Source organism: Streptomyces sp. NPDC002680 (assembly GCF_042889145.1).
Classification (GTDB): Bacteria; Actinomycetota; Actinomycetes; order Streptomycetales; family Streptomycetaceae; genus Streptomyces; species Streptomyces adonidis.
This window is the reverse complement of sequence record NZ_JBIAQP010000012.1, coordinates 313572-335790: the sequence shown is the minus strand read 5'-3', so window position 1 is coordinate 335790 and position 22219 is coordinate 313572. Positions and strand designations below refer to the sequence as shown.

Below are 22219 nucleotides of genomic sequence, written 5' to 3'. Positions count from 1 at the left end.
TCTTGTTGTAACAATCTATTGACATGACATTTCAGCACGGGCATCGTTCTCTGCTGAAAGCGTTTTTAAAGCGCTTTAAGTCCATCGATCCGCCGAAGGGAAACCGCGTCATGCCGTTGGAAGTCCTGACCATGGGCCGAGTCGGAGTGGATGTGTATCCGCTGCAGACGGGCATGGGGCTGGCGGACGTCACCTCGTTCGGCAAGTACCTCGGCGGCAGCCCCACCAACGTCGCCGTGGCCGCCGCCCGTTACGGGCACTCCGCGGCCGTGATCACCAAGACGGGCCGCGACCCGTTCGGGGACTTCGTCCGCACGGCCCTCACGGGCTACGGCGTCGACACCCGCTTCGTCGGTACGTCGGACATCGCGCCGACGCCGGTGACGTTCTGCGAGATCTTCCCGCCGGACGACTTCCCCCTGTACTTCTACCGCCTCCCCAAGGCCCCCGACCTGGACATCCGTCCCGAGGAGCTGGACCTGGACGCCGTACACGACGCCCGGATCCTCTGGGTCACCGGCACGGGCCTGAGCGAGGAGCCGAGCCGCTCGGCGACCCTTGCCGCGCTCGCCCACCGGGCGAAGACGGGGCCGACGGTCTTCGACCTGGACTGGCGGCCCATGTTCTGGACCGACCCCGCCGAGGCCCGTACGTACTACGTCGAGGCCCTGCGCCACACCACCGTCGCCGTCGGCAATCTCGACGAGTGCGAGGTCGCGACCGGCGAGCGCGAGCCGTACGCCGCCGCGAAGGCGCTGCTGGCCGCCGGGGTGCAGCTGGCCGTGGTGAAGCAGGGGCCGAAGGGTGTGCTGGCCGTGGACCGCGACGGCTCGGCCGTCGAGATCCCGCCGGTCCCGGTGGACGTCGTCAACGGACTCGGCGCCGGTGACGCCTTCGGCGGCGCCCTCTGTCACGGCCTGCTGTCCGGCTGGGACACGCGCCGCACCGTCGCCTTCGCCAACGCGGCCGGTGCCATCGTCGCGGGCCGGCTGTCCTGCTCCGACGCCATGCCGACCGAGGCCGAGGTCGAGGCCAAGCTCCGCGAGGCCTCCCCTGCCCCCATCGATGGAAAGGCGTGACGACGTGCTGTCCGACAACGTGAACCGGATCGTGGCCGCCCGAGTCGGTGACCCCGGCGCCGTCGCGACGGCCGCCGCGCGCCGGGTGAGGGCCGGCTCGCTGCTCGGCGAGCACGGCAGGGCGATGATCATCGCGGCGGACCATCCCGCACGCGGCGCCAACGGCGTCGGCGGCGACCCGAACGCCATGGCCGACCGTTTCGAACTCCTCGACCGCCTGTGCACCGCCCTGGACCGGCCAGGCGTGACCGGGGTCCTCGGCACCGCCGACATCCTCGAAGACCTGCTGCTGCTCGGCGTACTCGACGGCAAGAGCGTCTTCGGGTCGATGAACCGGGCGGGGCTCGCCGGGTCGGTCTTCGAGATCGACGACCGGTTCACCGGGTACGACGCCGAGACGATCGCGGCGATGGGCTTCGACGGCGGCAAGATGCTCACGCGTATCGCGCTCGACGACCCGGCGACACCGTCGGCGCTGGAGAACACCGCACGTGCCGTCAACGAGCTGAACGACCGTCAACTCATCGCCATGGTCGAGCCGTTCGTCTCCACGTGGCAGGACGGCAAGGTACGCAACGACCTTTCCGCCGATGCCGTCGTCAAGTCGGTCGGCATCGCCTCGGGGCTGGGCCGACGCACCGCCTACACCTGGCTGAAGCTCCCGGTCGTGGACGACATGGAGCGCGTGCTGGCCGCCTCGACACTCCCCGCGCTGCTGCTGGGCGGCGAGGTCAAGGACGCCGCCGCCGCGTTCGCGTCCTGGGGAAAGGCCCTCAAGCAGCCCACCGCGCAAGGACTGGTCGTCGGCCGCTCCCTCCTCTACCCCTCCGACGGCGATGTCGCCGGTGCGGTCGACAAGGCGGTGAGCCTGCTGTGAGCGACACGGGCAAGTACCACCTGCCGAAGGGGAGTTCGGCCGACGGACCCTACGACCTCCTGGTCACGCCCGAGTCGGCGGGCTGGGGATACTCCGGCCTCAGGATCCTGACCCTGAGGCCGGGCGAGGCGCACGCCCTGTCCACCGGAGATTCCGAGTTCCTGGTCCTGCCGCTGACGGGCTCCTGCACCGTCACCACGGACGGCAGGGCCTTCCAACTCGCCGGGCGGACAGGCGTGTTCGCCTCGGTCACCGACTTCGCGTACCTCCCGCGCGAGTCGGAGGCCCTGATCAGCAGCGCGACCGGCGGACGGTTCGCGCTGCCCGCAGCCCGTACCGGGCGGAGCTCACTCTCCGCCCGGTACGGCCCCAAGGAGGGCGTGCCCGTCGAGCTGCGCGGGGCCGGTGCCTGCTCCCGCCAGGTCAACAACTACTGCCTGCCGGGCACCTTCGAGGCCGAGCAACTGCTCGTCTGCGAGGTGCTCACCCCCGGCGGCAACTGGTCCTCGTACCCGCCCCACAAGCACGACGAGGCACGCCCCGGGGTGGAGTCCGAGCTGGAGGAGATCTACTACTTCGAGGTCGACGGCGGTGAGCGGGCCTTCGGCTACCAGCGGGTGTACGGGACCGAGGACCGGCCGATCGATGTGCTCGCCGAGGTCCGCTCCGGCGACACGGTGCTCATCCCGCACGGCTGGCACGGGCCGTCGATCGCCGCGCCCGGCTACGACCTCTACTACCTGAACGTCATGGCGGGTCCGGGTCAGGACCGCGCCTGGCTGATCTGCGACGACCCCGCCCATGGCTGGGTGCGTTCCACCTGGCAGGCCCAGGACGTCGACGACCGGCTGCCCTTCGGAGAGAACCAATGACTACCGTCCGACTCACCACCGCCCAGGCCCTGGTCCGCTTCCTGGCGAACCAGTACAGCGAGCGCGACGGCCAGGAGCAGCGGCTGATCCCCGGGGTGTGGGGCATCTTCGGGCACGGCAACGTGGCCGGCCTCGGGCAGGCGCTGCTCCAGGCCGCCATCACCCAAGAGGCCGATCTCCCCTACTACTTGGCCCGCAACGAGCAGGGCATGGTGCACGCGTCGGTCGCCTACGCGAAGATGCGCGACCGGCTGGCCACCTTCGCCTGCTCGGCGTCGACCGGGCCCGGCTCGACCAACATGATCACCGGTGCGGCCCTGGCCACCACCAACCGCATCCCGGTGCTCCTGCTGCCGTCCGACATGTTCGCGACCCGCGCCGCCGACCCCGTGCTCCAGCAGCTGGAGGACACCCGGGGCGGGGACGTCACCGTCAACGACGCCTTCCGTGCCGTGTCCAAGTACTTCGACCGGATATCCCGGCCCGAGCAGCTGATCCCGGCCGCCCTCGCCGCGATGCGGGTCCTCACCGACCCGGTGGAGACCGGCGCCGTCACTCTCGCCCTGCCGCAGGACGTGCAGGCGGAGGCGTACGACTGGCCGGTCGCGTTCTTCCGGCGGCGGGTCTGGCATGTCGGCCGCCCGGTGCCGGAACCGCAGGCCGTGCAGCGGGCCGCCGCCCTGCTCCGCAACGCGAGGAAGCCGCTGATCGTGGCCGGGGGTGGTGCCGTCTACTCGGGTGCGGAGACCGCGCTGCGCGCCTTCGCCGAGGCCACCGGCATCCCGGTCGCGGACACCCACGCAGGCAAGGGCGCGGTGCCGTGGGACCACCCTTACGCCGTCGGAGGCCTCGGCTCGACCGGCTCGTACGCCGCCAACGAGCTGGCCCGCGACGCCGATGTGGTCCTCGGTATCGGCACCCGGTACTCCGACTTCACCACCGCGAGCCACACCGTCTTCGGCAACCCGGACGTCACCTTCGTCAACCTCAACGTGGCCCGCCTGGACGCCGTGAAGCACTCGGCGGAGCCGCTGGTGGCCGACGCCCGCCTCGGCATCCAGGCGTTGGCGGGAGCGCTCACGGACTGGGAGGTGGACCAGGAGTACCGCGACAGGACCCGCCAACTCGTCGCCCGTACAAGGGAGATCGAGGAGGAGTGCTTCGCGCCGTCGCGCAACACCGGCGAACTCCCCGCCCAGACCCAGATTCTGGGCGCCCTGAACGACGTACTCGGCGACCGTGACGTCGTGATCAACGCGGCCGGCTCCATGCCCGGCGATCTCCAACAGCTGTGGCGGGCCCGGGATCCGAAGGCCTACCACGTCGAGTACGCGTACTCCTGCATGGGCTACGAGGTCGCCGCCGGCGTCGGCGCGAAGATGGCCGATCCGACGCGGGAGGTCGTCGTACTCGTGGGCGACGGCTCGTATCTGATGATGGCTCAGGAAATCGTGACCATGGTCTCCGAGGGGCTGAAGGTCATCGTCGTCCTGGTGCAGAACCACGGCTTCGCGTCCATCGGGGCGCTGTCGGAGTCGCTCGGCTCGCAGCGGTTCGGCACCAAGTACCGCTACCGGAACGGCGATTCGGGCCAGCTCGACGGCGATGTCCTCCCCGTCGATCTCGCCGCCAACGCCTCCTCGCTCGGCGCGGACGTCCTGCACGCCACCTCCGTCGACGAGTTCCGGGCGGCGATGGAGAAGGCCAAGGCGGCCACACGTACGACCGTCGTGCACGTCGAGAGCGATCTGTACGGGCCGAATCCGCCCGGCCACGGCTGGTGGGACGTCCCCGTCGCCCAGACGTCCGCCCTGGACTCCACCCGCGCCGCGTACGAGACGTACGCCTCCCACAAGCTCGGCCAGCGCCACTACCTGTAAGGACCCCCTCACGTGAAGACCATCAAGCACTGGATCAACGGTTCGCCGGTCGACGCCGTGGACACCGCGCCGGTGTTCAACCCGGCCACCGGCCAGGAGCAGGCCCGGGTCGTGCTCGGCGGTGCCGCCGAGGTCGATGCCGCCGTCGTGGCCGCCACCGCCGCGTTCGAGACCTGGGCGGAGTCGTCGCTCGCGCAGCGCACCCAAGTGATGTTCGCCTTCCGGCAGTTGCTCGTGGAGCACGAGGAGGAGCTGGGCCGGATCATCTCGGCCGAGCACGGCAAGACGGTCGACGACGCGCGCGGTGAGATCACGCGCGGCCGGGAGGTCGTCGAGTTCGCGTGCGGGCTCGGTGATGTGCTCAAGGGGTCCTTCTCGGACCAGGTGTCGCGCGGTGTCGACGTGCACGACTTCCGGCAGCCGCTGGGCGTCGTCGCGGGCATCACTCCTTTCAACTTCCCCGCCATGGTGCCCCTTTGGATGCACCCCATGGCCATCGCCACCGGCAACACCTTCGTCCTGAAGCCGAGCGAGCGCGATCCGTCCGCCGCCAACTTCGTCGCCGAGCTTTACCGGCGGGCCGGACTGCCCGACGGTGTCTTCAACGTGGTGCACGGTGGCAAGGACGCCGTGGACGCGATCCTCGCCCACCCCGGTATCGAGGCGGTGTCCTTCGTCGGGTCGACGCCGATCGCCAAGTACGTGCACGAGCAGGCCACTTCGCACGGCAAGCGGGTGCAGGCCCTCGGCGGCGCGAAGAACCACGCCGTCGTACTCCCGGACGCGGACCTGGAGTTCGCAGCCAACCACATCACGGCGGGCGCCTACGGCTCGGCCGGCGAGCGCTGCATGGCCGTCTCGGTCGCCGTGGCCGTCGGTGACGCCGCCGACTCCCTCGTCGAGGCGCTGGAGCGCAAGGCCCGTGAGATCAAGGTCGGACCCGGTGATGTGCCGGGCACCGAGATGGGGCCGCTCGTCACCAAGGCCTCGCAGGAGCGGGTCGAGAACGCCGTCGGGGTCGCGGCCACCCAGGGCGCAGCCGTCGTCGTGGACGGACGCGGGCTGAAGGTCGACGGCCACGAGGAGGGCTTCTTCACCGGGCCGTCCCTGCTCGACCGGGTCACCACCGAAATGGACGCGTACAAGGAGGAGTTGTTCGGGCCGGTGCTCGCCGTCGTCCGGGTCGACTCGCTCGACGCGGCCATCGACCTGATCAACGCCAATCCGTACGGCAACGGCACCGCCCTGTTCACCGCCAGCGGTGAGGCGGCGCGCCGGTTCCAGCGCCGGGTCAAGATCGGCATGATCGGCATCAACGTGCCCGTGCCGGTGCCGATGTCGTACTACTCCTTCGGCGGCTGGAAGGACTCCCTCATCGGGGACTCCCCCGTCCACGGCCCCGAGGGCATCCGGTTCTACACGCGCCCCAAGGTCGTCACCACGCGCTGGCCGCAGCCCGCCCAGCAGCACCGAGCCGGGTTCAACTTCCCCACTTCCAGCTGAGGTTCCCCCCTCTCGTCTCAACTCTTCCGAAGGGCACCCCCATGACCAAACCCCTCTCCGTCGCGGTGATCGGGGCCGGTATGGCCGGCCGCAGCCACGCCGCCGGGTACCGCAACGTCAACACGGTCTTCGGCGCCGGTCTGCCGCCGGTCCGGCTGGCCGCGATAGCCGACGCCAACGTCGCGCTCGCCGAGGACGCCGCCCGCCGCTACGGGTACGACAAGGCGCTCCCGAGCTGGGAGGCCGTCGCCGAGGACCCCACGATCGACGCCGTCAGCATCGTCGTCGGCAACTCGCTGCACCGCCCGATCGCCGAGGCGCTGGTCGCGGCGGGCAAGCACGTCCTGTGCGAGAAGCCCCTGGCGGGCTCGCTCGACGACGCCCGCGCGATGGTCGAGCTGGAGCGCACCGCCGGTGTCGTGACCGCCGTCGGCTACACCTTCCGCCGCTCCCCCGGCATCGCCGCGATCCGCGAGCACGTACGGCGCGGTGAGCTGGGCGATCTGTCGCTGTTCAGCGGCCGGTACTGGTGCGACTACGCGACCGACCCGAACGGGCCGCTGAGCTGGCGGTTCAAGGGCGGCCCGGGTTCGGGCGCGCTCGGGGACATCGGCTCGCACGTGATCGACGCCGCCGAGTACGTCGCCGGGCCCATCGTCTCGGTGTCCGGTGCCGCGCTGTCGACGCAGATCCCCAAGCGTCCGCTGCCGCTGGGCGCGGTCGTCGGGCACAACGCGGCCCCCGTCTCCGACGAGTTCGGCGAGGTCGAGAACGAGGACACCGCGTCCTTCACGGCCCGCTTCGAGTCCGGGCTCGTCGGCACCTTCTCCGTGACGCGCACCGGCTTCGGGCTGCCCAACGGGCTCGCCTTCGACGTCCTGGGGCTCGGCGGACGGGCCGCGTTCGACCAGCACCGGCCCGCCGAGTACCTCTTCGACGACGCCCAGCCGGACGCCCGTACACGCGGCGCCCGCCAGATCATCGCCGGTCCGCAGCTGCCGTACTTCGCGGGCGGGGTCCCGATGGAGGCGCCGGGTGTGGGCGCCAGCAACGCCGACAACTTCACCTACCAGGCGCGGGCGTTCCTCGACCAGGTCGCGGGCGTCGCCGAACCGCTGCCCGCCTGTGCCGACTTCGCCGACGCGCTGCGGACGATGGAGATCATCCAGGCGGTCGTCGAGTCCTCGCGCAACGGCGGCGCGGCCGTCACGGTTCCGCCCGCCGTCTGACCCTCACCCCAGAAGGAAGAGAACATGGCCCTCAAGCTCGGCGCCTACACCGCCTGTCTGCACGACCGCACGCTCCCCGAGGCCCTCGACATCCTCAAGGAGAACGGTCTGACCTCGGTGGAGGTCAACACCGGTGGGTTCATTCCCTCCCCGCACTGCCCGGTCGACCTGCTGCTGTCCTCGGCCACCGCGCGCGAGGAGTATCTGGCGCTCTTCGCCGAGCGGGGGATGGAGCTGACCGGCCTCAACTGCAACGGCAACCCGCTCAACCCGCTCCCGGGGGTCGGCCCGAAGCATGCCGACGACCTGCGCCGCACGATCCGGCTCGCGGGTCTGCTCGGTGTCCGGCACGTGGTGACCATGTCCGGCACACCGGGCTCCGACCCGGACGCCAAGTACCCGTCCTGGGTGGTGAATCCGTGGGACGGCGTCTACATGGACGTCCTGGACTACCAGTGGGGCGTGGCCGTCGAGTTCTGGCAGGAGATCGACGCACTGGCCCAGGAGAACGACGTCCGGGTCGCCATCGAGATGCACCCGCACAACGTGGTGTTCTCCCCCGTCACCCTCAAGCGGCTCGTCGACGCGGGCGGGCTGACGAACGTCGGCGCGGAGATGGACCCCTCGCACCTGATGTGGCAGGGCATGGACATCGTCGCCTCCATCAAGTGGCTGGGCCCGCTGGTGTTCCACGCCGCCGCGAAGGACGCGACGCTCTGCCCGGGCGCCGACATCCGAGGCGTCCTGGACACGTCGTTCACCCGTGTGCCCGCCGACGCGCCCGGCAAAGTGCCCACCGGCTACGGCTTCTGGTGCAACGCCTGGCCCGAGAACCCGGCGTGGAAGTTCGTCGCCGTGGGGGTCGGCAACGAGGTGCCGTTCTGGACGGAGTTCCTGCGCGCCCTCGCCGAGATCGACCCGGACATGGCCGTGAACATCGAGCACGAGGACGCCGCCTACTCGCAGACCGAGGGCCTCGCCCTGGCCGCGAAGAACCTGCACAGCGCCGCGGCCGGCCTCTGACCCGTCCCACGAACCGTGACCCCGTCCCCGGCAACCGGGGTCCGGGGTCACAGCCGTTGCTCGCTCGTACCACGGTCAGGACGCCGTGCAGCCTCCCAGCACCGGCGCCGTGGTGTTCCCGTTCGTCATCACCGTGAACCCGAAGCTCGTCGAAGTGCCCGCCGCGAGACTGCCGTTGCCGTTCGGCCTCATCGTCATGACGTTGCCGCTGCTGTCCCAGGTGGGTGTGCCGTTCCAGGTCGCGGAGATCTTCTGCGGGGACGTCACGGTGACGGTGGTCGTCCACGTACTGATCGCCGAACCGCCCGCCGTCACCGTCACCTTGCCGTTGAAGCGGTCGCTCCACTCCTCCGCCTTGCCGTACGTCACCGTGCAGCCGGCGCTGCCGCCACCGCCCGAACCCGAGCCGCCCAGCGCGGTCAGTACGGACGTGTACGCGGCCTTCTTGGCGTAGTTGCCGTCGAACAGCAGCGGGGTGCCGCTGGCCCGCCACGAGTACTTGTCGGTGACTCCCCAGACGGTGATCCCCGTGCAGCGCGAGACGGCGAGGCAGGCGTTCACCGCGTTGGCGTAGCTGGTCGCCTGGGCCGATCCCGAGCCTTCGATGTCCAGTTCGGTGATCTGCACGTCGACGCCGAGGTCGGCGAAGCGCTGGAGGTTCGCCCGGTAGTCGGCGGGGACCGGGGAGGCGCTGTTGAAGTGGGACTGGAAGCCGACGCAGTCGATCGGTACTCCGCGTGCCTTGAAGTCCTTGACCAGGTTGTAGACGGCGGTGCTCTTCGCGTTGACGCCGTCGGTGTTGTAGTCGTTGTAACAGAGCTTGGCCGCCGGATCGACGGCACGAGCCGTGCGGAACGCCTCCTCGATGAAGCCGTTGCCGAGCTTGTCCTGGAACGGTGAACTGCGCCTTGCGCCGCTGCTGCCGTCCTGGAACGCCTCGTTGACGACGTCCCAGGAGTGGATCTTGCCCTTGTAGTGCGTCATCACCTGGGTGATGTGGTTGTTCATCGCGGTTCTCAGATCGGCCGCCGCCAATCCCCCCACCCAACTGGGCAGTTGGGAGTGCCAGACCAGAGTGTGGCCGCGGACCTTCATGCCCCGGCTCTGGGCATGGTTCACGATCTGGTCGGCGGCGGTGAAGGTGAAGGAGCCCCGGGTGCTCTCGGTGGCGTCCCACTTCATCTCGTTCTCGGGGGTGACCGAGTTGAACTCGGCGTTGAGCGTGTTCGCGTACGCGGCTTCGCCCAGGTGGTTCGCGGCGACGGCGGCACCGAAGTAGCGGCCCTTCTCCGCCGCGGCGGCGCCGAGGGTGCTCGCGGCACTGGCGGTCCCCGAGAGGGCGGTGAGGCCGGCGGTGGCGAGCAGGGCCGCGAGACCGAGGGTGAGTGCCCCGCGAATTCGAGGGGCGATGGACGTGCGGGTATCCATGGCGTTCCCTTCTTCCGACAACCACTCCGATTACGAAAGTTTCGGAATGGTTTCCGAATGTCCCGCAGAACGTAAAGGCACGGCATGAGGCCGTCAACAGACCGCGCGACAGCGACTCGGCAATGGCTCAGGAACGCCGTCGCTTCGAATGTTTCGAGGAGTTCCCTCAGATCTCCGCACGCGGTGGCGCCGTACTGTTCCGCACGACCAGCCGCGTCGGCACCAGCGTCGTCCCGTGCTCCGTCGCGTCCTGGCGCATCTGCCTCAGTACGCCCTCCACACACAGCCGCCCCACCTCGGCGAAGTCCTGGTGCACGGTGGTCAGCGGCGGCAGGAAGGAACCCGCCTCCGGGATGTCGTCGAAGCCGATCACACTGACGTCCTCGGGCACCCGCCGACCGCTCTCGTGCAGGGCCCGCAGCAGTCCAAGGGCCATCTGGTCGTTGGCCACGAACACCGCCGTGCAGTCCGGCAGTCGGGCGATCCGCAGCCCGGCGTGATAGCCCGACTCGGCCGACCAGTCGCCGCGCACCAACTCCGGCGCGGTCCGTCCCGCCGCGAGGAGTTCGGCGCGCCAGGCGTCGGTGCGGCGCTGTGCCGCGTACGAGCCCTCGGGCCCGGCGAGATGCCAGACCGTGCGATGCCCGAGGTCCAGCAGATGCCGTACGGCGGTCCTGGTGCCGCCCGCCTGGTCGGTGTCGACCACGGTGTAGCGGTCGCCCGCGTCGGAGTCGGCCACGACCACCTGGACGTGCGGCGGCATGGAGAGGGTCGACGCGTCGAGGAGGTGCACTTCGAGGATGACGATGACCGCGTCGACGGCGAGTTCCCCGAGCCGCGAGAAGGCGCCGCGCACCTCGTCCTGCGTCGGCACGGCGACCGGCAGCAGCGTGACCGAGTACCCCTCGTGCGCCGCCGAGGTGGCGATCGCCTCCAGGGTGCGGACGTTGCCGGTGGTGGACAGACCGAACGTGATGACGCCGATGGTGCGGAACTCGCCGCGCTTCAGGGCCCGGGCGGCGCTGTTGGGCCGGTAGCCCAACTCCTTCATGGCGGCGAGGACTTGGCGCCGTGTCTCCTCGTTGACACCGGGGAAACCGTTCGACACCCGGGAGACGGTCTGCGAGGACACGCCGGCGACCCGGGCGACGTCCGCCATGGAGGCGCTCTGCGTGCGGCGGGCGGCCCGCTTCCTGGTGCGTGCGCGAGCCCGCGCCGGCTCCGCCGAGGTGCCGTCAGCTGTGTCCACCGTCAACCCTCGCTGTTCGTTCCACAGTTGCTCCCTACGACCCTTGACCAGCGTCGGGGGAGCGGTGTAGACATGCCGCCATCAGATGTTTACGTAAACATAACAGCCGGTGGGCCTTTTGTGGGGTTCTGGCGGCCAGAGATGTTTACGTAAACATCGGGGCGGCGGCGGACCAGCGCCGGTTCCGAGACGGACGAGCGAGGCACGACAATGACGACCCTAGAACCGCCGGTGGCCGCGAAGCGCGCCCCGGCCCGGCCCGCGGCGAAGAGGGACCGCCGCTCATGGACGGGATGGGGGTTCATAGGCCCGTTCGTCGCGGTGTTCGCCCTCGTATTCCTGGCACCCATCGGGTACTCGATCTACCTCAGCCTGTTCAGGGACCAGCTGATCGGCGGCACCAGCTTCGTCGGCCTGGACAACTACACGGCGGCCCTGAAGGACGACCAGTTCTGGGACTCCCTGACCCGGGTGTCGCTCTTCCTGGTCATCCAGGTGCCGATCATGCTCGGCATCGCCCTGCTGATCGCGCTGGCCCTGGACAGCGGGCGGCTCTACGGCAGGGACTTCTTCCGCATCGCGATCTTCCTGCCGTACGCGGTGCCCGCCGTGGTCGCCACCCTGATGTGGGGCTTCATGTACGGCACCAAGTACGGGCTGGTGGGTGACATCAACAGCGCGTTCGACGTCACGCTGCCCGACCCGCTCTCCAGCGACCTGGTGCTGGCGTCGATCGGCAACATCGTCACCTGGGAGTTCATCGGCTACAACATGCTGATCTTCTACTCCGCACTCCGCGTCATCCCGAACGCGCTCTACGAGGCCGCGGAACTGGACGGCGCCGGGCAGATCCGCGTCATCACCGCCATCAAGCTCCCGGCGATCCGCGGTGCCCTCGTCATCGCGACGATCTTCTCGATCATCGGCAGCTTCCAGCTCTTCAATGAGCCGGCCATCCTGCGGCCGCTGGCGCGCAACGCCATCACGACCGACTTCACCCCGAACTTCTACACGTACTCGCTGTCCTTCAACGGCCAGCAGCACAACTACTCCGCGGCGGTCGCCATCATCATGGGCCTGATCACCATGGTCATCGCCTACGTCGTGCAGCTCCGCGGCATGCGCAAGGGAGCCTGAACCATGAGCAGCTCCGTCACCACCACCTCCCCGGACGCATCCGCGCAGGCCACCGGCGGCACGAAGGGCGCACCCCGGCTGCGCACCCGCAAGAAGCACACCCCCGGCCGCCCCAAGCGCAGCATTCTGCTGACCGTGCTCACCGGTCTGATCCTGGTCTACACGGTCGTGCCCCTGCTCTGGCTGGTCATCAGCGCCACCAAGACCCAGGACGGCCTGGCCAATTCCTCCGGACTCTGGTTCAGCAGCGACTTCGCCCTCTGGCAGAACATCCATGACACGTTCACGTACAACGACGGCATCTTCGTCCGCTGGCTGCTGAACACCCTGCTGTACGTCGTGCTCGGCGCCGGCGGGGCCACCCTGCTGGCGATCCTCGGCGGCTACGCGCTGGCGAAGTTCACCTTCCCCGGCAAGCGCGCCGTGTTCGCCGTGGTCATCGGCGCTGTCGCGGTCCCGGGTACGGCGCTGGCGGTGCCCACCTTCCTGATGTTCAGCAAGATGGGCCTGACCGACACCCCGTGGGCGGTGATCATCCCCTCGCTCGTGTCGCCCTTCGGTCTGTATCTGATGTGGGTGTTCGCGACCGAGGCTATCCCCACCGAACTGATGGAGGCGGCCCGGATCGACGGAGCGGGCGAGGTGCGCACCTTCTTCCAGGTCGCCCTGCCCCTGCTCGCTCCCGGCACCGTGACCGTCCTGCTGTTCACCACGGTCGCGACCTGGAACAACTACTTCCTGCCGCTGATCATGCTCAAGGACCCGAACTGGTATCCGCTGACCCTGGGTCTGGACGCCTGGAACTCCCAGGCGCAGACGATCGGCGGCGACGTCATCTTCAACCTGGTGATCACCGGTTCGCTGCTCACCATCATTCCGCTGATCGTCGCCTTCCTGCTGCTGCAGAAGTACTGGCAGTCCGGCCTCGCCGCCGGAAGCGTCAAGGAGTGACCCTCCCTCAGGCCCCACACCCCCCTCAGCCCCACAGCGTCAACCCTCACCCTGTCCCGCCCACGAAGAAGTGGAAGCACCTCCATGCGTAGAACCACCAGCCGTCTGATGCGCGGCATAACCCTGCTCTCCGTCCTCGCCCTGGGCGCGACCGCCTGTGGCTCCAGCGACGACAGCTCCGACAGCAAGCCGGTCTCCGCCGGTGACATCTCGGCGGCTCTGGAGAAGGGCGGCACGGTCACCGTCTGGGCCTGGGAGCCCACGCTGAAGTCGGTCGCCGCCAACTTCGAGAAGAAGTACCCCAAGGTCAAGATCAACCTGGTGGCCGAGCGCTCCGGCGACAAGCACTACACCGCCCTGTCGAACGCCATCTCGGCGAAGAAGGGTGTCCCGGACGTCGCGCAGGTCGAGTACTTCGCGCTGAGCCAGTACTCGCTCACCAAGGGCCTGACCGACCTGGCCCCCTACGGTGCCGACAAGCTCAAGGCCAAGTACACGCCCGGCCCGTGGAACGCCGTGAGTGACGGCGACAAGGTCTACGGCCTGCCGATGGACTCGGGCCCGATGGCGATGTTCTACAACAAGAAGGTCTTCGACAAGTACAAGATCGCCGTCCCGACCACCTGGGACGAGTACGTCGAGGCGGCCCGCAAGCTGCACGCGGCCGACCCGAAGGTCTACATCGCCAACGACGCCGGCGACGCCGGTTTCACCACCAGCATGCTGTGGCAGGCCGGTTCGCGCCCCTACAAGGTCGACGGCACCAAGGTGGCGATCAACTTCGAGGACGCCGGCGCCAAGAAGTACACGGACACCTGGCAGAAGCTGATCGACGAGAAGCTGCTCGCCCCCATCAACGGCTGGACCGACGACTGGTACAAGGGCCTGGGCGACGGCACCATCGCGACCCTGACCACGGGCGCCTGGATGCCCGCCAACTTCGTCACCGGTGTCCCGCAGGCGGCCGGTCAGTGGCGCGCGGCCCCGATGCCGTCCTGGACCAAGGGCGAGAAGGCCAGCGCGGAGAACGGCGGCAGCTCGCTGGCGCTGCCCGAGCTGGGCAAGAACAAGGAGCTGGCCTACGCGTTCGTCGAGTACGCGAACGCCGGTGACGGTGTGCAGACCCGCGTCGACGAGGGCGCCTTCCCGGCGACCACCGCGCAGCTCCAGGACGCGGCGTTCCAGAGCAAGAAGTTCGACTACTTCGACGGCCAGGAGGCGAACAAGATCTTCGCCGAGTCCGCCGCCAACGTCGCGAGCGACTGGTCGTACCTGCCCTTCCAGCAGTACGCCAACTCGATCTTCAACGACACCGTCGGCAAGGCCTACATCTCCAGCGAGAAGCTCTCCGCCGGTCTGAAGAGCTGGCAGGACGCTTCCATCAAGTACGGCAACGAGCAGGGCTTTACGGTCGAGCAGTAGCAGCAGGGCAGCAGTAACGGCGGTCACGTGTCCGCCGAGCGGTAACAGCCGAGGAGCGGCCGGAAGAGCGTCAACGCCGGCCGCTCCTCGTACCCCCCGTATCCGGAAGGACCACCATGACCTCCGCCTCCCCGTCCCGTCTGCCGTACGGGCCGGACGGTGACTCGCCCCGTCTCGCGTACGGCGCCGACTACAACCCCGAGCAGTGGCCTCGGGAGGTGTGGGAGGAGGACGTACGGCTGATGCGGGAGGCCGGCGTCAACGTCGTCTCGGTGGGGATCTTCTCCTGGGCCCGGATCCAGCCGGACGCGGACACCTGGGACTTCGAGTGGCTCGACGATGTCATGGACCTGTTGCACGAGGGCGGGATCGGCGTCGATCTGGCCACCGCGACCGCGTCCCCGCCGCCCTGGCTGACCACCGCGCACCCGGAGATCCTCCCGGTGACCGCCACCGGCGAGACGGTCTGGCCGGGCGCCCGCCAGCACTGGCGTCCCACCTCCCCGGTCTTCCGCAGCCACGCGCTGGGCCTGGTACGGAAGATGGCGGAACGATACGCCGACCACCCCGCCCTGGTGGCCTGGCACATCTCGAACGAGCTGGGCTGTCACAACATCTACGACTTCTCGGACGACGCGGCCCGCGCCTTCCGCGACTGGCTGCGCGCCCGCTACACCACGCTGGACGCCCTCAACCACGCCTGGGGCACGGCGTTCTGGTCTCAGCGCTACAGCGACTGGGCGCAGATCCTGCCGCCCCGGCTGGCCGGCTCGCACCCGAACCCGACCCAGCAGCTGGACTTCAAGCGCTTCTCCTCGGACGCGCTGAAGGACTATCTGATCGCGGAGCGGGACGTGCTCCGCGAGTTCACGCCCGACGTCCCCATCACCACCAACTTCATGGTGATGGGCGGCACGAAGGGCATGAACTACCCCGACTGGGCGGGCGAGATCGACTTCGTCTCCAACGACCACTACGTCCACCCGGGCCCGCAGGACCGCGACGAGCTGTCCTTCTCCGCCAACCTGACCAGCGGTATCGCGGGCGGGCGCCCGTGGTTCCTGATGGAGCACTCCACCAGCGCGGTCAACTGGCAGCACGTCAACGTGGCCAAGCGGCCGGGCGAGTTGGCCCGCGACTCGCTCCTCCACGTGGCGCACGGCGCCGACGCCGTCTGCTACTTCCAGTGGCGTCAGTCGGCGGCCGGCGCCGAGAAGTACCACTCCGCGATGGTGCCGCACGCGGGCGCCGACAGCGAGGTCTTCCGCGCGGTGACCGCCCTCGGCCGGACCCTGAAGGACCTGGCCCCGATCGCGGGCAGCGAGCGCGAACCGGCCCGCGTCGGGATCGTGTTCGACTGGGACTCCTGGTGGGCGAGCGAGCAGGACTCGCACCCCACGGCCCTGCTCGACTACCGCCAGGAGGGCCTGAACTGGTACTCCGCGCTCCTCTCCCTCGGCATCCGCGCCGACGTCGTCACCACCCGCACCGAGTTCAGCCGCTACGACGTGCTGATCACCCCGGTCCTGCACATGGTCCCGGCGACGCTCGCCAAGGACCTCACGCGGTACGCGGAGACGGGCGGCCATCTGGTCACCACGTACTTCTCCGGTGTCGTCGACGAGAACGACCACATCTGGCTCGGCGGCTACCCGGGCGCCCTGCGCGAGCTGCTCGGCATCCGCGTCGAGGAGTTCGGCCCGCTGCTCGACGGTGAGTCGGTCGAGGTCGACGGCGGCGGTACGGGCACGGTGTGGACCGACCGGATCGACGTAACCGACCCCGAGGTCGAGGTCCTCGCCCACTACCGCTCGGGCGCGTACACGGGCAGGCCGGCCGTCACCCGCCGTACGACAGGCGGGGGTTCGGCGTCGTACGTCTCCACGCGCCTCGGCGCCGACGGCCTCGCGGCGCTGCTGCCGACCCTGCTCGCACCGGCCGGCGTGGACAGCGAGCTGCCCGAACCGGCCCGTGGGCGCGTCGAGTCGACCGTACGACAGGGCGGCGGAAGCCGGTTCCTGTTCCTGGTGAACCGCAGCGAGGAGGAGGTGCCGCTGCCGGGCCTCGACGGCGAGCGGCTGACCGGCGGCACGGACACCGAGGGTGTTCTCGTCCTGGCGCCGAGGGAAGTCGCCGTACTGCGGCAGCCCGCCCACTGAACAACCCCGAACTCCCCTGATCCAAGGGGCACACCGTCGTGCCCCGCCATTCCGTGCGCTCCCGCGTACGGTGTGCGGGCACGGCGGTCCACCGCAGCGACCACATCTGAGTTGGGAGCACACGTTGGCACGCCGTACCCGCACACGACACCTGCTGGGAGTCGTCGGCATCACCGCTCTGGCCACCTCGGCCGCCCTGATCAGCGCGCCCTCGCCGGACGCGCAGGCGGCGGCCGAGGCCGCGGTCCCGTCCGTCACCGTCACCCCCGATCCCTCGTACAGCCAGGAGAAGTTCGAGGGGTGGGGCACCAGTCTGGTCTGGTTCGCCAACGCGACCGGCGACTATCCCCCGGCGATCCGCGAGAAGCTCGCGAAGCTGCTGTTCGGTGACGACGGGCTGGCGCTGAACATCGCCCGCTACAACATCGGCGGTGGCAACGCCCCCGACGTGAAGGACTATCTGCGGGCCGGCGGGGCTGTCGAGGGCTGGTGGAAGGCGCCCGCGGGCACCACCCGCGAGGACACCGACTGGTGGAGCGCCGACGACGCGGCCGACTGGAACCCGAACGCGGACGAAACCCAGCGCTGGTGGGTGGAGCGCATCAAGAAGGACATCACCCACTGGGAGACGTTCAGCAACTCGCCGCCCTGGTTCATGACGGAGAGCGGCTATGTGTCCGGCGGTTTCAACGCCAACACCGACCAGCTGAAGGCGAGTTCGGTCGACGACTTCGCCGCCTACATGGCCGGGGCGACAAAGCGTCTCGAGAAGGCCGAGGGCATCAAGGTCGACACCGTCGACCCGTTCAACGAGCCCAACACCGGCTACTGGAGCACCCGGCTGGGCGCCGACGGGCAGCCGGTCGGCGGCCGTCAGGAGGGCGCGCACATCGGCCCCGCGCTCCAGGAGAAGGTCCTGGCCGCACTGGCACCCGAGCTGAAGAAGGCCAAGGTCAAGGCCGAGATCTCGGCGATGGACGAGACCAACCCGTCGATCTTCGCCAACAACTGGAACTCGTACTCGCAGACGTCCAAGGACCTCGTCGACCAGATGAACGTCCACACCTACGGCACCGGGCAGCGCACCACCGTGCGCGACCTCGCCAAGGCGGCCGACAAGCCGCTGTGGATGAGCGAGGTCGAGGGCGACTGGGGCGACGGCCAGAGCTTCACGGACATGCGGCCGGGTCTCGGGCTCGCCCAGCAGATCGTGAACGACCTGCGTGAACTGGAGCCCTCCGCCTGGGTGTTCTGGCAGCCGGTCGAGGACTACGACAACATGAAGCCGGGCGGCGAGTCCGCCAAGGGCGGCAACTGGGGCAGCATCCAGCTGTCGTTCAGCTGCAAGTCCACGGACACGCTGGAGTCCTGCCCGATCTACACGAACACCAAGTTCGACACCGCCCGCAACTTCACGCACTTCATCAAGCCGGGCGACAAGCTGATCAAGGTGGACGACACCTCCAGCGCCGCCGCTGTGACCAAGGACGGCAAGGGCGCCTCGCTCGTCCACGTCAACAGCACCACCGCGGCCCGTGACGTCACCATCGACCTGTCCAGGTTCCGCACGATCAAGGGCAACGCGACCGTCACGCCGACCGTGACCAGCGCCGACGGCAAGCTTCAGCAGCAGGCCCCGGTCAAGGTCGTCGACGGCAAGGCGACGTACACCGTCCCCGCCCAGTCCGTGACCTCCTTCGCGATCAAGGGTGTCTCGGGCGTCGCGAAGAACGCCGGCCTGTTCACCAAGGGCCACTCCTACACGCTGACCGGTGTGCAGAGCGGCAAGGCGGTGACCGTCGCGGCCAACGGTACGAACCTGGTCATCGGCTCGGCCAACGGCACGGTCGCGCAGGACTGGCAGCTCGACGCCCGCCACGGCGACAAGGGCGCCCGCCAGCGGTACGTGTTCGCCAACCCGGCCGAGGGCAAGCGACTCGCCGTCCGCGACAACGTCCCCGTGGTGGAGCCCGACACGGGCGAGCGCGATCCGGCCACCGAGTGGGTCATGTCGACCACCGGTGACGGCACGTGGACCCTGGTCAACTGGGCCACCGGCCGCCTTCTGGAGGTCGGCGGCCAGGCCACCAACGAGGGTGCCGCCGTCACGACATGGCAGGCAAACTCCGGCTCGAACCAGCGCTGGCGGGTCACGGACGTGACCGACCGGAGCTGATCCGGCAGTTCGAATTCGTATACGAAGGCCGTCTCTCCGTACGGGGAGGCGGCCTTCCGCGTGTCCAGGGCGTCGGAGGCCGCCCGCAACCCTCTCGCAACGTCGTACGGAGTTCACTGAGCCCGTGGACACGCCCGAGAAGAGCCCGCGCGTCGAACTGACCCCCGCCGCCACCGATCTGCTGCGGCGGCTGCACGCGATGCACGGCCCGCTGATGTTCCACCAGTCCGGCGGCTGCTGCGACGGCAGTGCGCCCATGTGCTATCCGGAGGGCGAGTTCCGGACCGGCGGTTCGGACATCCAGCTCGCCGAACTGACGGTCGAGGGTGTCGCCGAACCGGTGACGTTCTGGATGTCGCGCAGCCAGTTCGAGGTCTGGAGCCACACCCGCCTCATCGTGGACGTCGTACCCGGCCGGGGCAGTGGTTTCTCACTGGAGGCACCCGAAGGAGTGCGTTTTCTGATCCGTTCCCGTGTAGTCGACGGATAGCCCCCGCAAGCCCCCCGCACGGCTCATCGTCATCTGGTGCACTTCCCCTGCGTCCTGGGACAGTTGACGAGACATCAGGGGGGTCTGAATGCGTGGAAGCGGACGGTTCAGAACGGGCAGAACAGCACTCTCACTAGTCGCGGCACTCGGAACGCTGGCCGGCGCGGCCCTGATCGGGGCGGCACCGGCCAGCGGTGCGCCGAGTGCCGTTCAGATCGCGCCGGGCGTGCGCTATACACAGTTCGACATCTCGGCGGCCAAGGGGCTGACCCACGCCCATCTGCTGAGCGTCGACCTCGCCAACGCGCGGGTCCGGCTCAACCTCCTCTACCCGGGCGCGGTGGCGGCACGGTCCGCCGTGTCGAAACTGGCCAACGCCAAGGGCGCCGTCGCGGGCGTCAACGGCGACTTCTTCAACATCAGCGAGGTCCAGCATCCCGGGGTCGCGACCACCGGCGCGTCCGTGGGCCCCGCCATCGCGAGCGGTGTGGTCCTCAAGGCGGCGGTGCCGAAGGGCCAGCGCTTCGGCCCCGCGATGCCGCCCGGGGTCACCACCAGGGCCGTTCTCGGCGTGGGCACCGACCGGAAGGCCCGGCTGGACACCCTCACCCTGACGGGCAGCGTCGGTACGCCCGTGGGACGGTTCACTCTCGGCGGGCTCAACCAGTACGCGCTACCGGTGGGTTCCATCGGCGCGTTCACCCCGGCCTGGGGCAGCGTCTCCCGGGCGCGGGCGGTGTGCGGCACGGACACCAACCGGGCCGCGCCGTGCAGCACGGACACGTACGAGGTGACGGTGCGGCGCGGCAAGGTCGTACGGATGGCGAACTCCCCCGGCAAGGGGGCCATCGCCGCCAACACCACGGTCCTCGTGGGCCGGGAGGCGGGCGCGCAGCAGCTGCGGAAGCTGTTCGTCGGTGCGAAGGTCACGGTCAAGAGCGGTCTCGTGGCCGCTACGAGCAGTGTCCCGTACCGCTTCGCGCTCGGCGGCTACCCGGTGCTGAAGGGCGGCCAGCCGTTGGCCGGCCTCGACTCCACCACCTCCGCCGTGCGCACCGCGGCGGGCATCGCGAACGGCGGGCGCAAGCTGCTGCTGCTCGCGGTGGACGGTGCGGCCAAGTACCGCAGCGGCCTGACGGTCGCCGAAGTCGCCGCCACCATGCGGAAGTTGGGCTCGGTCGACGCCTTCAACCTGGACGGCGGCGGCTCCACGACCCTCGTCGCCAGAGCACCGGGAGCGAGCAGGGCCACGGTACGCAACCATCCGACGGGCGGCGCCGAACGGCCCGTCCCGAACGCGATCGGAGTCTTCACCACGTCCTGAACGACGTCCTGACGTCAGGGTCTGAGGCTGCTCACCATGTCGGCCGTGGCCGTGATCCCGCTGTGGATGGTCGGTGCCACGTTCGTACCGGCCAGAAGGAAGCCGAGCAGGACACAGACCACGGCATGACTGGGCTTCAGCGCCCCGTTGCGCAGGAAGACCACCGCCAGGATCAGGAGCAGCACCACCGCAGAGATGGAAATGGCCATCGTCAACCTCCTCCGCCACGCGCACTTCGCGGCTTTCGGCCGCAAGTGTGGCGTAGCGGAGGGTTCGTCCGTGCGGCTGACATGACGGCCGAACGTGTGGTCTCTGGCAAGTCCTACGGCGTCCCGTTCGCGTCGAGGAACGCTTCGAGCCCCGCCAGGTCGTCCGTGTTGAGGTAGTCGACGCCGGCGGCGAGGAGTTCGCCCCACAGCGCGTCCCGGGCGGGTCCGGCCACATCGGGCGTGGCCCAGAAGCGCACCTGCTGCCCGCGCTTGTGGGCCGTCGAGACGATGCCGTTCAGCTTGGCGCGTTCGGCGTCGGGGAACGTACCGACGCCGAGCCAGGTGAAGTTGAGCGTCCAGTTGTCGGAGATCAGCGGCACGAAAGAGGCGGGCGCCGAGGTGCCGAGGTCGGCGAGCCGCCCGTCGTAGAAGGCCCGGCGTACGCTCTGGGCCTCCATGGGCACCCGGGCGGCACGGTCGCCGGAGATCACGGCGGTGACCGGCCCGGGGTGGACACGGCCGTGGGCGTACGTCGTGAACAGGCTCCGATAGCGGCGGAGATGGCGGTCGAGTTCGAGATACGTCGACGAGCCCTCGGTCTTGATGTCGATGAGGAGCTGGAGCGGCCGACGGTAACCCCGGTACACGGAACCGTGGTTGGCCTTGACACGGGCGGCGAGGGTGTCGAGGTAGAGGGATTCGAGGGTGCGGGCCGGGTCGAGGTCCTGGGGGTCGTGGGCGACGAGGAGCTGGTCGCCCACGAGGTAGATGTCGGCCTCGACGCTGCCGAAGCGGTGGTCGAGGGCGTCGAGGAGGGGACGGGGGTGCTCGTAGTCGTTGTGGGCGTGCGCGCGCCACAACGGGCGCGGACCGTACGTCGATTCGCCCGCGAGGGCACGCGCGGCGGGCAGGGCGACGGTGCCCAGGACTGCGGCACCGAAGGCGGTGAGCGCTCTGCGACGGGTGGTGAGGGCCATGCGCTGCCTCCCTGGCTGGAGTTCATGTGGGGCTGACTCTGGAGCTGGGGCCGAGGTATGAAGCCTCCGCGAGTATGAGGGGCGGGCGGGGCTCAGCAGCAGGCCCTGGCAAGGGAGTTGGCCGGACTGCCGCTGTGTGTTCACCGCTGACTCTGCGTGTTCATTTCACCGCCGCTCCGCACACGAAAAAGCCCGCCCCCGGACAGGGGCGGGCTTTCGCGGACGTACGAGGGT

At 69.3% G+C, this 22219-nt stretch carries 18 protein-coding genes; 14 read left to right on the top strand and 4 right to left on the bottom strand.

From position 1 onward, the window contains the following. Positions 1 to 110: 110 nt before the first annotated feature. Genes iolC through ACFYXF_RS30880 form a run of 7 tightly spaced genes read left to right on the top strand, consistent with a single transcriptional unit; the run spans position 111 to position 8463 of the window. Positions 111 to 1079: a 5-dehydro-2-deoxygluconokinase gene (gene iolC, locus ACFYXF_RS30910; RefSeq protein ID WP_389354489.1), complete on the top strand. Its 969-nt coding sequence runs from the start codon at positions 111 to 113 to the stop codon at positions 1077 to 1079. Beyond that, positions 1066 to 1956, top strand: coding sequence for an aldolase (locus tag ACFYXF_RS30905; protein ID WP_389354487.1), 891 nt, complete (start codon positions 1066 to 1068; stop codon positions 1954 to 1956). Before iolC ends, ACFYXF_RS30905 begins: the two co-directional genes overlap by 14 nt. Beyond that, complete coding sequence (gene iolB, locus ACFYXF_RS30900; RefSeq protein ID WP_389354486.1) at positions 1953 to 2828, top strand: 5-deoxy-glucuronate isomerase; 876 nt, start codon at positions 1953 to 1955, stop codon at positions 2826 to 2828. Before ACFYXF_RS30905 ends, iolB begins: the two co-directional genes overlap by 4 nt. Further along, on the top strand, positions 2825 to 4708 hold the full coding sequence (gene iolD, locus ACFYXF_RS30895; RefSeq protein ID WP_389354484.1) for a 3D-(3,5/4)-trihydroxycyclohexane-1,2-dione acylhydrolase (decyclizing): 1884 nt from the start codon (positions 2825 to 2827) through the stop codon (positions 4706 to 4708). Before iolB ends, iolD begins: the two co-directional genes overlap by 4 nt. 12 nt (positions 4709 to 4720) lie before the next feature. Continuing rightward, positions 4721 to 6211 carry a CoA-acylating methylmalonate-semialdehyde dehydrogenase gene (locus tag ACFYXF_RS30890; RefSeq protein ID WP_389354483.1) on the top strand — a complete coding sequence of 497 codons (1491 nt, stop codon included), beginning with the start codon at positions 4721 to 4723 and terminating at the stop codon, positions 6209 to 6211. Between the two features lie 41 nt (positions 6212 to 6252). Beyond that, positions 6253 to 7440 (top strand): Gfo/Idh/MocA family protein, encoded by a 1188-nt coding sequence (locus ACFYXF_RS30885; protein WP_389354481.1) that lies wholly within the window; start codon positions 6253 to 6255, stop codon positions 7438 to 7440. A 24-nt stretch (positions 7441 to 7464) separates the two neighbouring features. Continuing rightward, complete coding sequence (locus ACFYXF_RS30880; protein ID WP_389354479.1) at positions 7465 to 8463, top strand: sugar phosphate isomerase/epimerase family protein; 999 nt, start codon at positions 7465 to 7467, stop codon at positions 8461 to 8463. Positions 8464 to 8538: 75 nt separating this feature from the next. Here the strand turns inward: ACFYXF_RS30880 and ACFYXF_RS30875 are convergent, their stop codons facing one another. Both ACFYXF_RS30875 and ACFYXF_RS30870 read right to left on the bottom strand, forming a co-directional pair. Continuing rightward, positions 8539 to 9891 (bottom strand): endo-1,4-beta-xylanase, encoded by a 1353-nt coding sequence (locus ACFYXF_RS30875; RefSeq protein ID WP_389354477.1) that lies wholly within the window; start codon positions 9889 to 9891, stop codon positions 8539 to 8541. A 166-nt stretch (positions 9892 to 10057) separates the two neighbouring features. After that, entirely contained in the window at positions 10058 to 11140 is a 1083-nt protein-coding gene (locus tag ACFYXF_RS30870) for a LacI family DNA-binding transcriptional regulator (RefSeq protein ID WP_389354475.1), read from the bottom strand. Between the two features lie 210 nt (positions 11141 to 11350). Here ACFYXF_RS30870 and ACFYXF_RS30865 point away from each other — a divergent pair, with 210 nt between their 5' ends. From ACFYXF_RS30865 to ACFYXF_RS30835, 7 genes are all read left to right on the top strand, one after another. After that, the gene (locus ACFYXF_RS30865) at positions 11351 to 12277 is read left to right on the top strand and encodes a carbohydrate ABC transporter permease (protein ID WP_389354474.1); all 927 of its coding nucleotides are present in this window, start codon (positions 11351 to 11353) and stop codon (positions 12275 to 12277) included. Positions 12278 to 12280: 3 nt separating this feature from the next. Continuing rightward, positions 12281 to 13228 (top strand): carbohydrate ABC transporter permease, encoded by a 948-nt coding sequence (locus ACFYXF_RS30860; protein ID WP_389354472.1) that lies wholly within the window; start codon positions 12281 to 12283, stop codon positions 13226 to 13228. Positions 13229 to 13312: 84 nt separating this feature from the next. Then, entirely contained in the window at positions 13313 to 14650 is a 1338-nt protein-coding gene (locus ACFYXF_RS30855) for an ABC transporter substrate-binding protein (protein WP_389354471.1), read from the top strand. Positions 14651 to 14766: 116 nt separating this feature from the next. Next, the gene (locus ACFYXF_RS30850; RefSeq protein ID WP_389354469.1) at positions 14767 to 16809 is read left to right on the top strand and encodes a beta-galactosidase; all 2043 of its coding nucleotides are present in this window, start codon (positions 14767 to 14769) and stop codon (positions 16807 to 16809) included. 124 nt (positions 16810 to 16933) lie between these two features. Beyond that, positions 16934 to 18985 carry a glycoside hydrolase gene (locus tag ACFYXF_RS30845; RefSeq protein WP_389354467.1) on the top strand — a complete coding sequence of 684 codons (2052 nt, stop codon included), beginning with the start codon at positions 16934 to 16936 and terminating at the stop codon, positions 18983 to 18985. A gap of 124 nt (positions 18986 to 19109) precedes the next feature. Then, positions 19110 to 19475, top strand: coding sequence for a DUF779 domain-containing protein (locus ACFYXF_RS30840; protein WP_389354465.1), 366 nt, complete (start codon positions 19110 to 19112; stop codon positions 19473 to 19475). Positions 19476 to 19563: 88 nt separating this feature from the next. Beyond that, positions 19564 to 20799, top strand: coding sequence for a phosphodiester glycosidase family protein (locus tag ACFYXF_RS30835; protein WP_389354463.1), 1236 nt, complete (start codon positions 19564 to 19566; stop codon positions 20797 to 20799). A gap of 14 nt (positions 20800 to 20813) precedes the next feature. Here ACFYXF_RS30835 and ACFYXF_RS30830 read toward each other — a convergent pair whose 3' ends face one another. Both ACFYXF_RS30830 and ACFYXF_RS30825 read right to left on the bottom strand, forming a co-directional pair. After that, positions 20814 to 21008 (bottom strand): hypothetical protein, encoded by a 195-nt coding sequence (locus ACFYXF_RS30830; protein ID WP_389354461.1) that lies wholly within the window; start codon positions 21006 to 21008, stop codon positions 20814 to 20816. A gap of 113 nt (positions 21009 to 21121) precedes the next feature. Continuing rightward, on the bottom strand, positions 21122 to 21985 hold the full coding sequence (locus ACFYXF_RS30825) for a phosphatidylinositol-specific phospholipase C/glycerophosphodiester phosphodiesterase family protein (RefSeq protein WP_389354460.1): 864 nt from the start codon (positions 21983 to 21985) through the stop codon (positions 21122 to 21124). Positions 21986 to 22219: the final 234 nt, after the last annotated feature.

Excerpts from the sequence above, each read along its gene's own strand:
- iolC (WP_389354489.1), top strand. The coding sequence starts at position 111 with ATGCCGTTGGAAGTCCTGACCATGGGCCGAGTCGGAGTGGATGTGTAT.
- ACFYXF_RS30905 (WP_389354487.1), top strand. The coding sequence starts at position 1,066 with ATGGAAAGGCGTGACGACGTGCTGTCCGACAACGTGAACCGGATCGTG.
- iolD (WP_389354484.1), top strand. The coding sequence starts at position 2,825 with ATGACTACCGTCCGACTCACCACCGCCCAGGCCCTGGTCCGCTTCCTG.
- ACFYXF_RS30885 (WP_389354481.1), top strand. The coding sequence starts at position 6,253 with ATGACCAAACCCCTCTCCGTCGCGGTGATCGGGGCCGGTATGGCCGGC.
- ACFYXF_RS30880 (WP_389354479.1), top strand. The coding sequence starts at position 7,465 with ATGGCCCTCAAGCTCGGCGCCTACACCGCCTGTCTGCACGACCGCACG.
- ACFYXF_RS30875 (WP_389354477.1), bottom strand. The coding sequence starts at position 9,891 with ATGGATACCCGCACGTCCATCGCCCCTCGAATTCGCGGGGCACTCACC.
- ACFYXF_RS30865 (WP_389354474.1), top strand. The coding sequence starts at position 11,351 with ATGACGACCCTAGAACCGCCGGTGGCCGCGAAGCGCGCCCCGGCCCGG.
- ACFYXF_RS30860 (WP_389354472.1), top strand. The coding sequence starts at position 12,281 with ATGAGCAGCTCCGTCACCACCACCTCCCCGGACGCATCCGCGCAGGCC.
- ACFYXF_RS30855 (WP_389354471.1), top strand. The coding sequence starts at position 13,313 with ATGCGTAGAACCACCAGCCGTCTGATGCGCGGCATAACCCTGCTCTCC.
- ACFYXF_RS30850 (WP_389354469.1), top strand. The coding sequence starts at position 14,767 with ATGACCTCCGCCTCCCCGTCCCGTCTGCCGTACGGGCCGGACGGTGAC.
- ACFYXF_RS30835 (WP_389354463.1), top strand. The coding sequence starts at position 19,564 with ATGCGTGGAAGCGGACGGTTCAGAACGGGCAGAACAGCACTCTCACTA.
- ACFYXF_RS30830 (WP_389354461.1), bottom strand. The coding sequence starts at position 21,008 with ATGGCCATTTCCATCTCTGCGGTGGTGCTGCTCCTGATCCTGGCGGTG.
- ACFYXF_RS30825 (WP_389354460.1), bottom strand. The coding sequence starts at position 21,985 with ATGGCCCTCACCACCCGTCGCAGAGCGCTCACCGCCTTCGGTGCCGCA.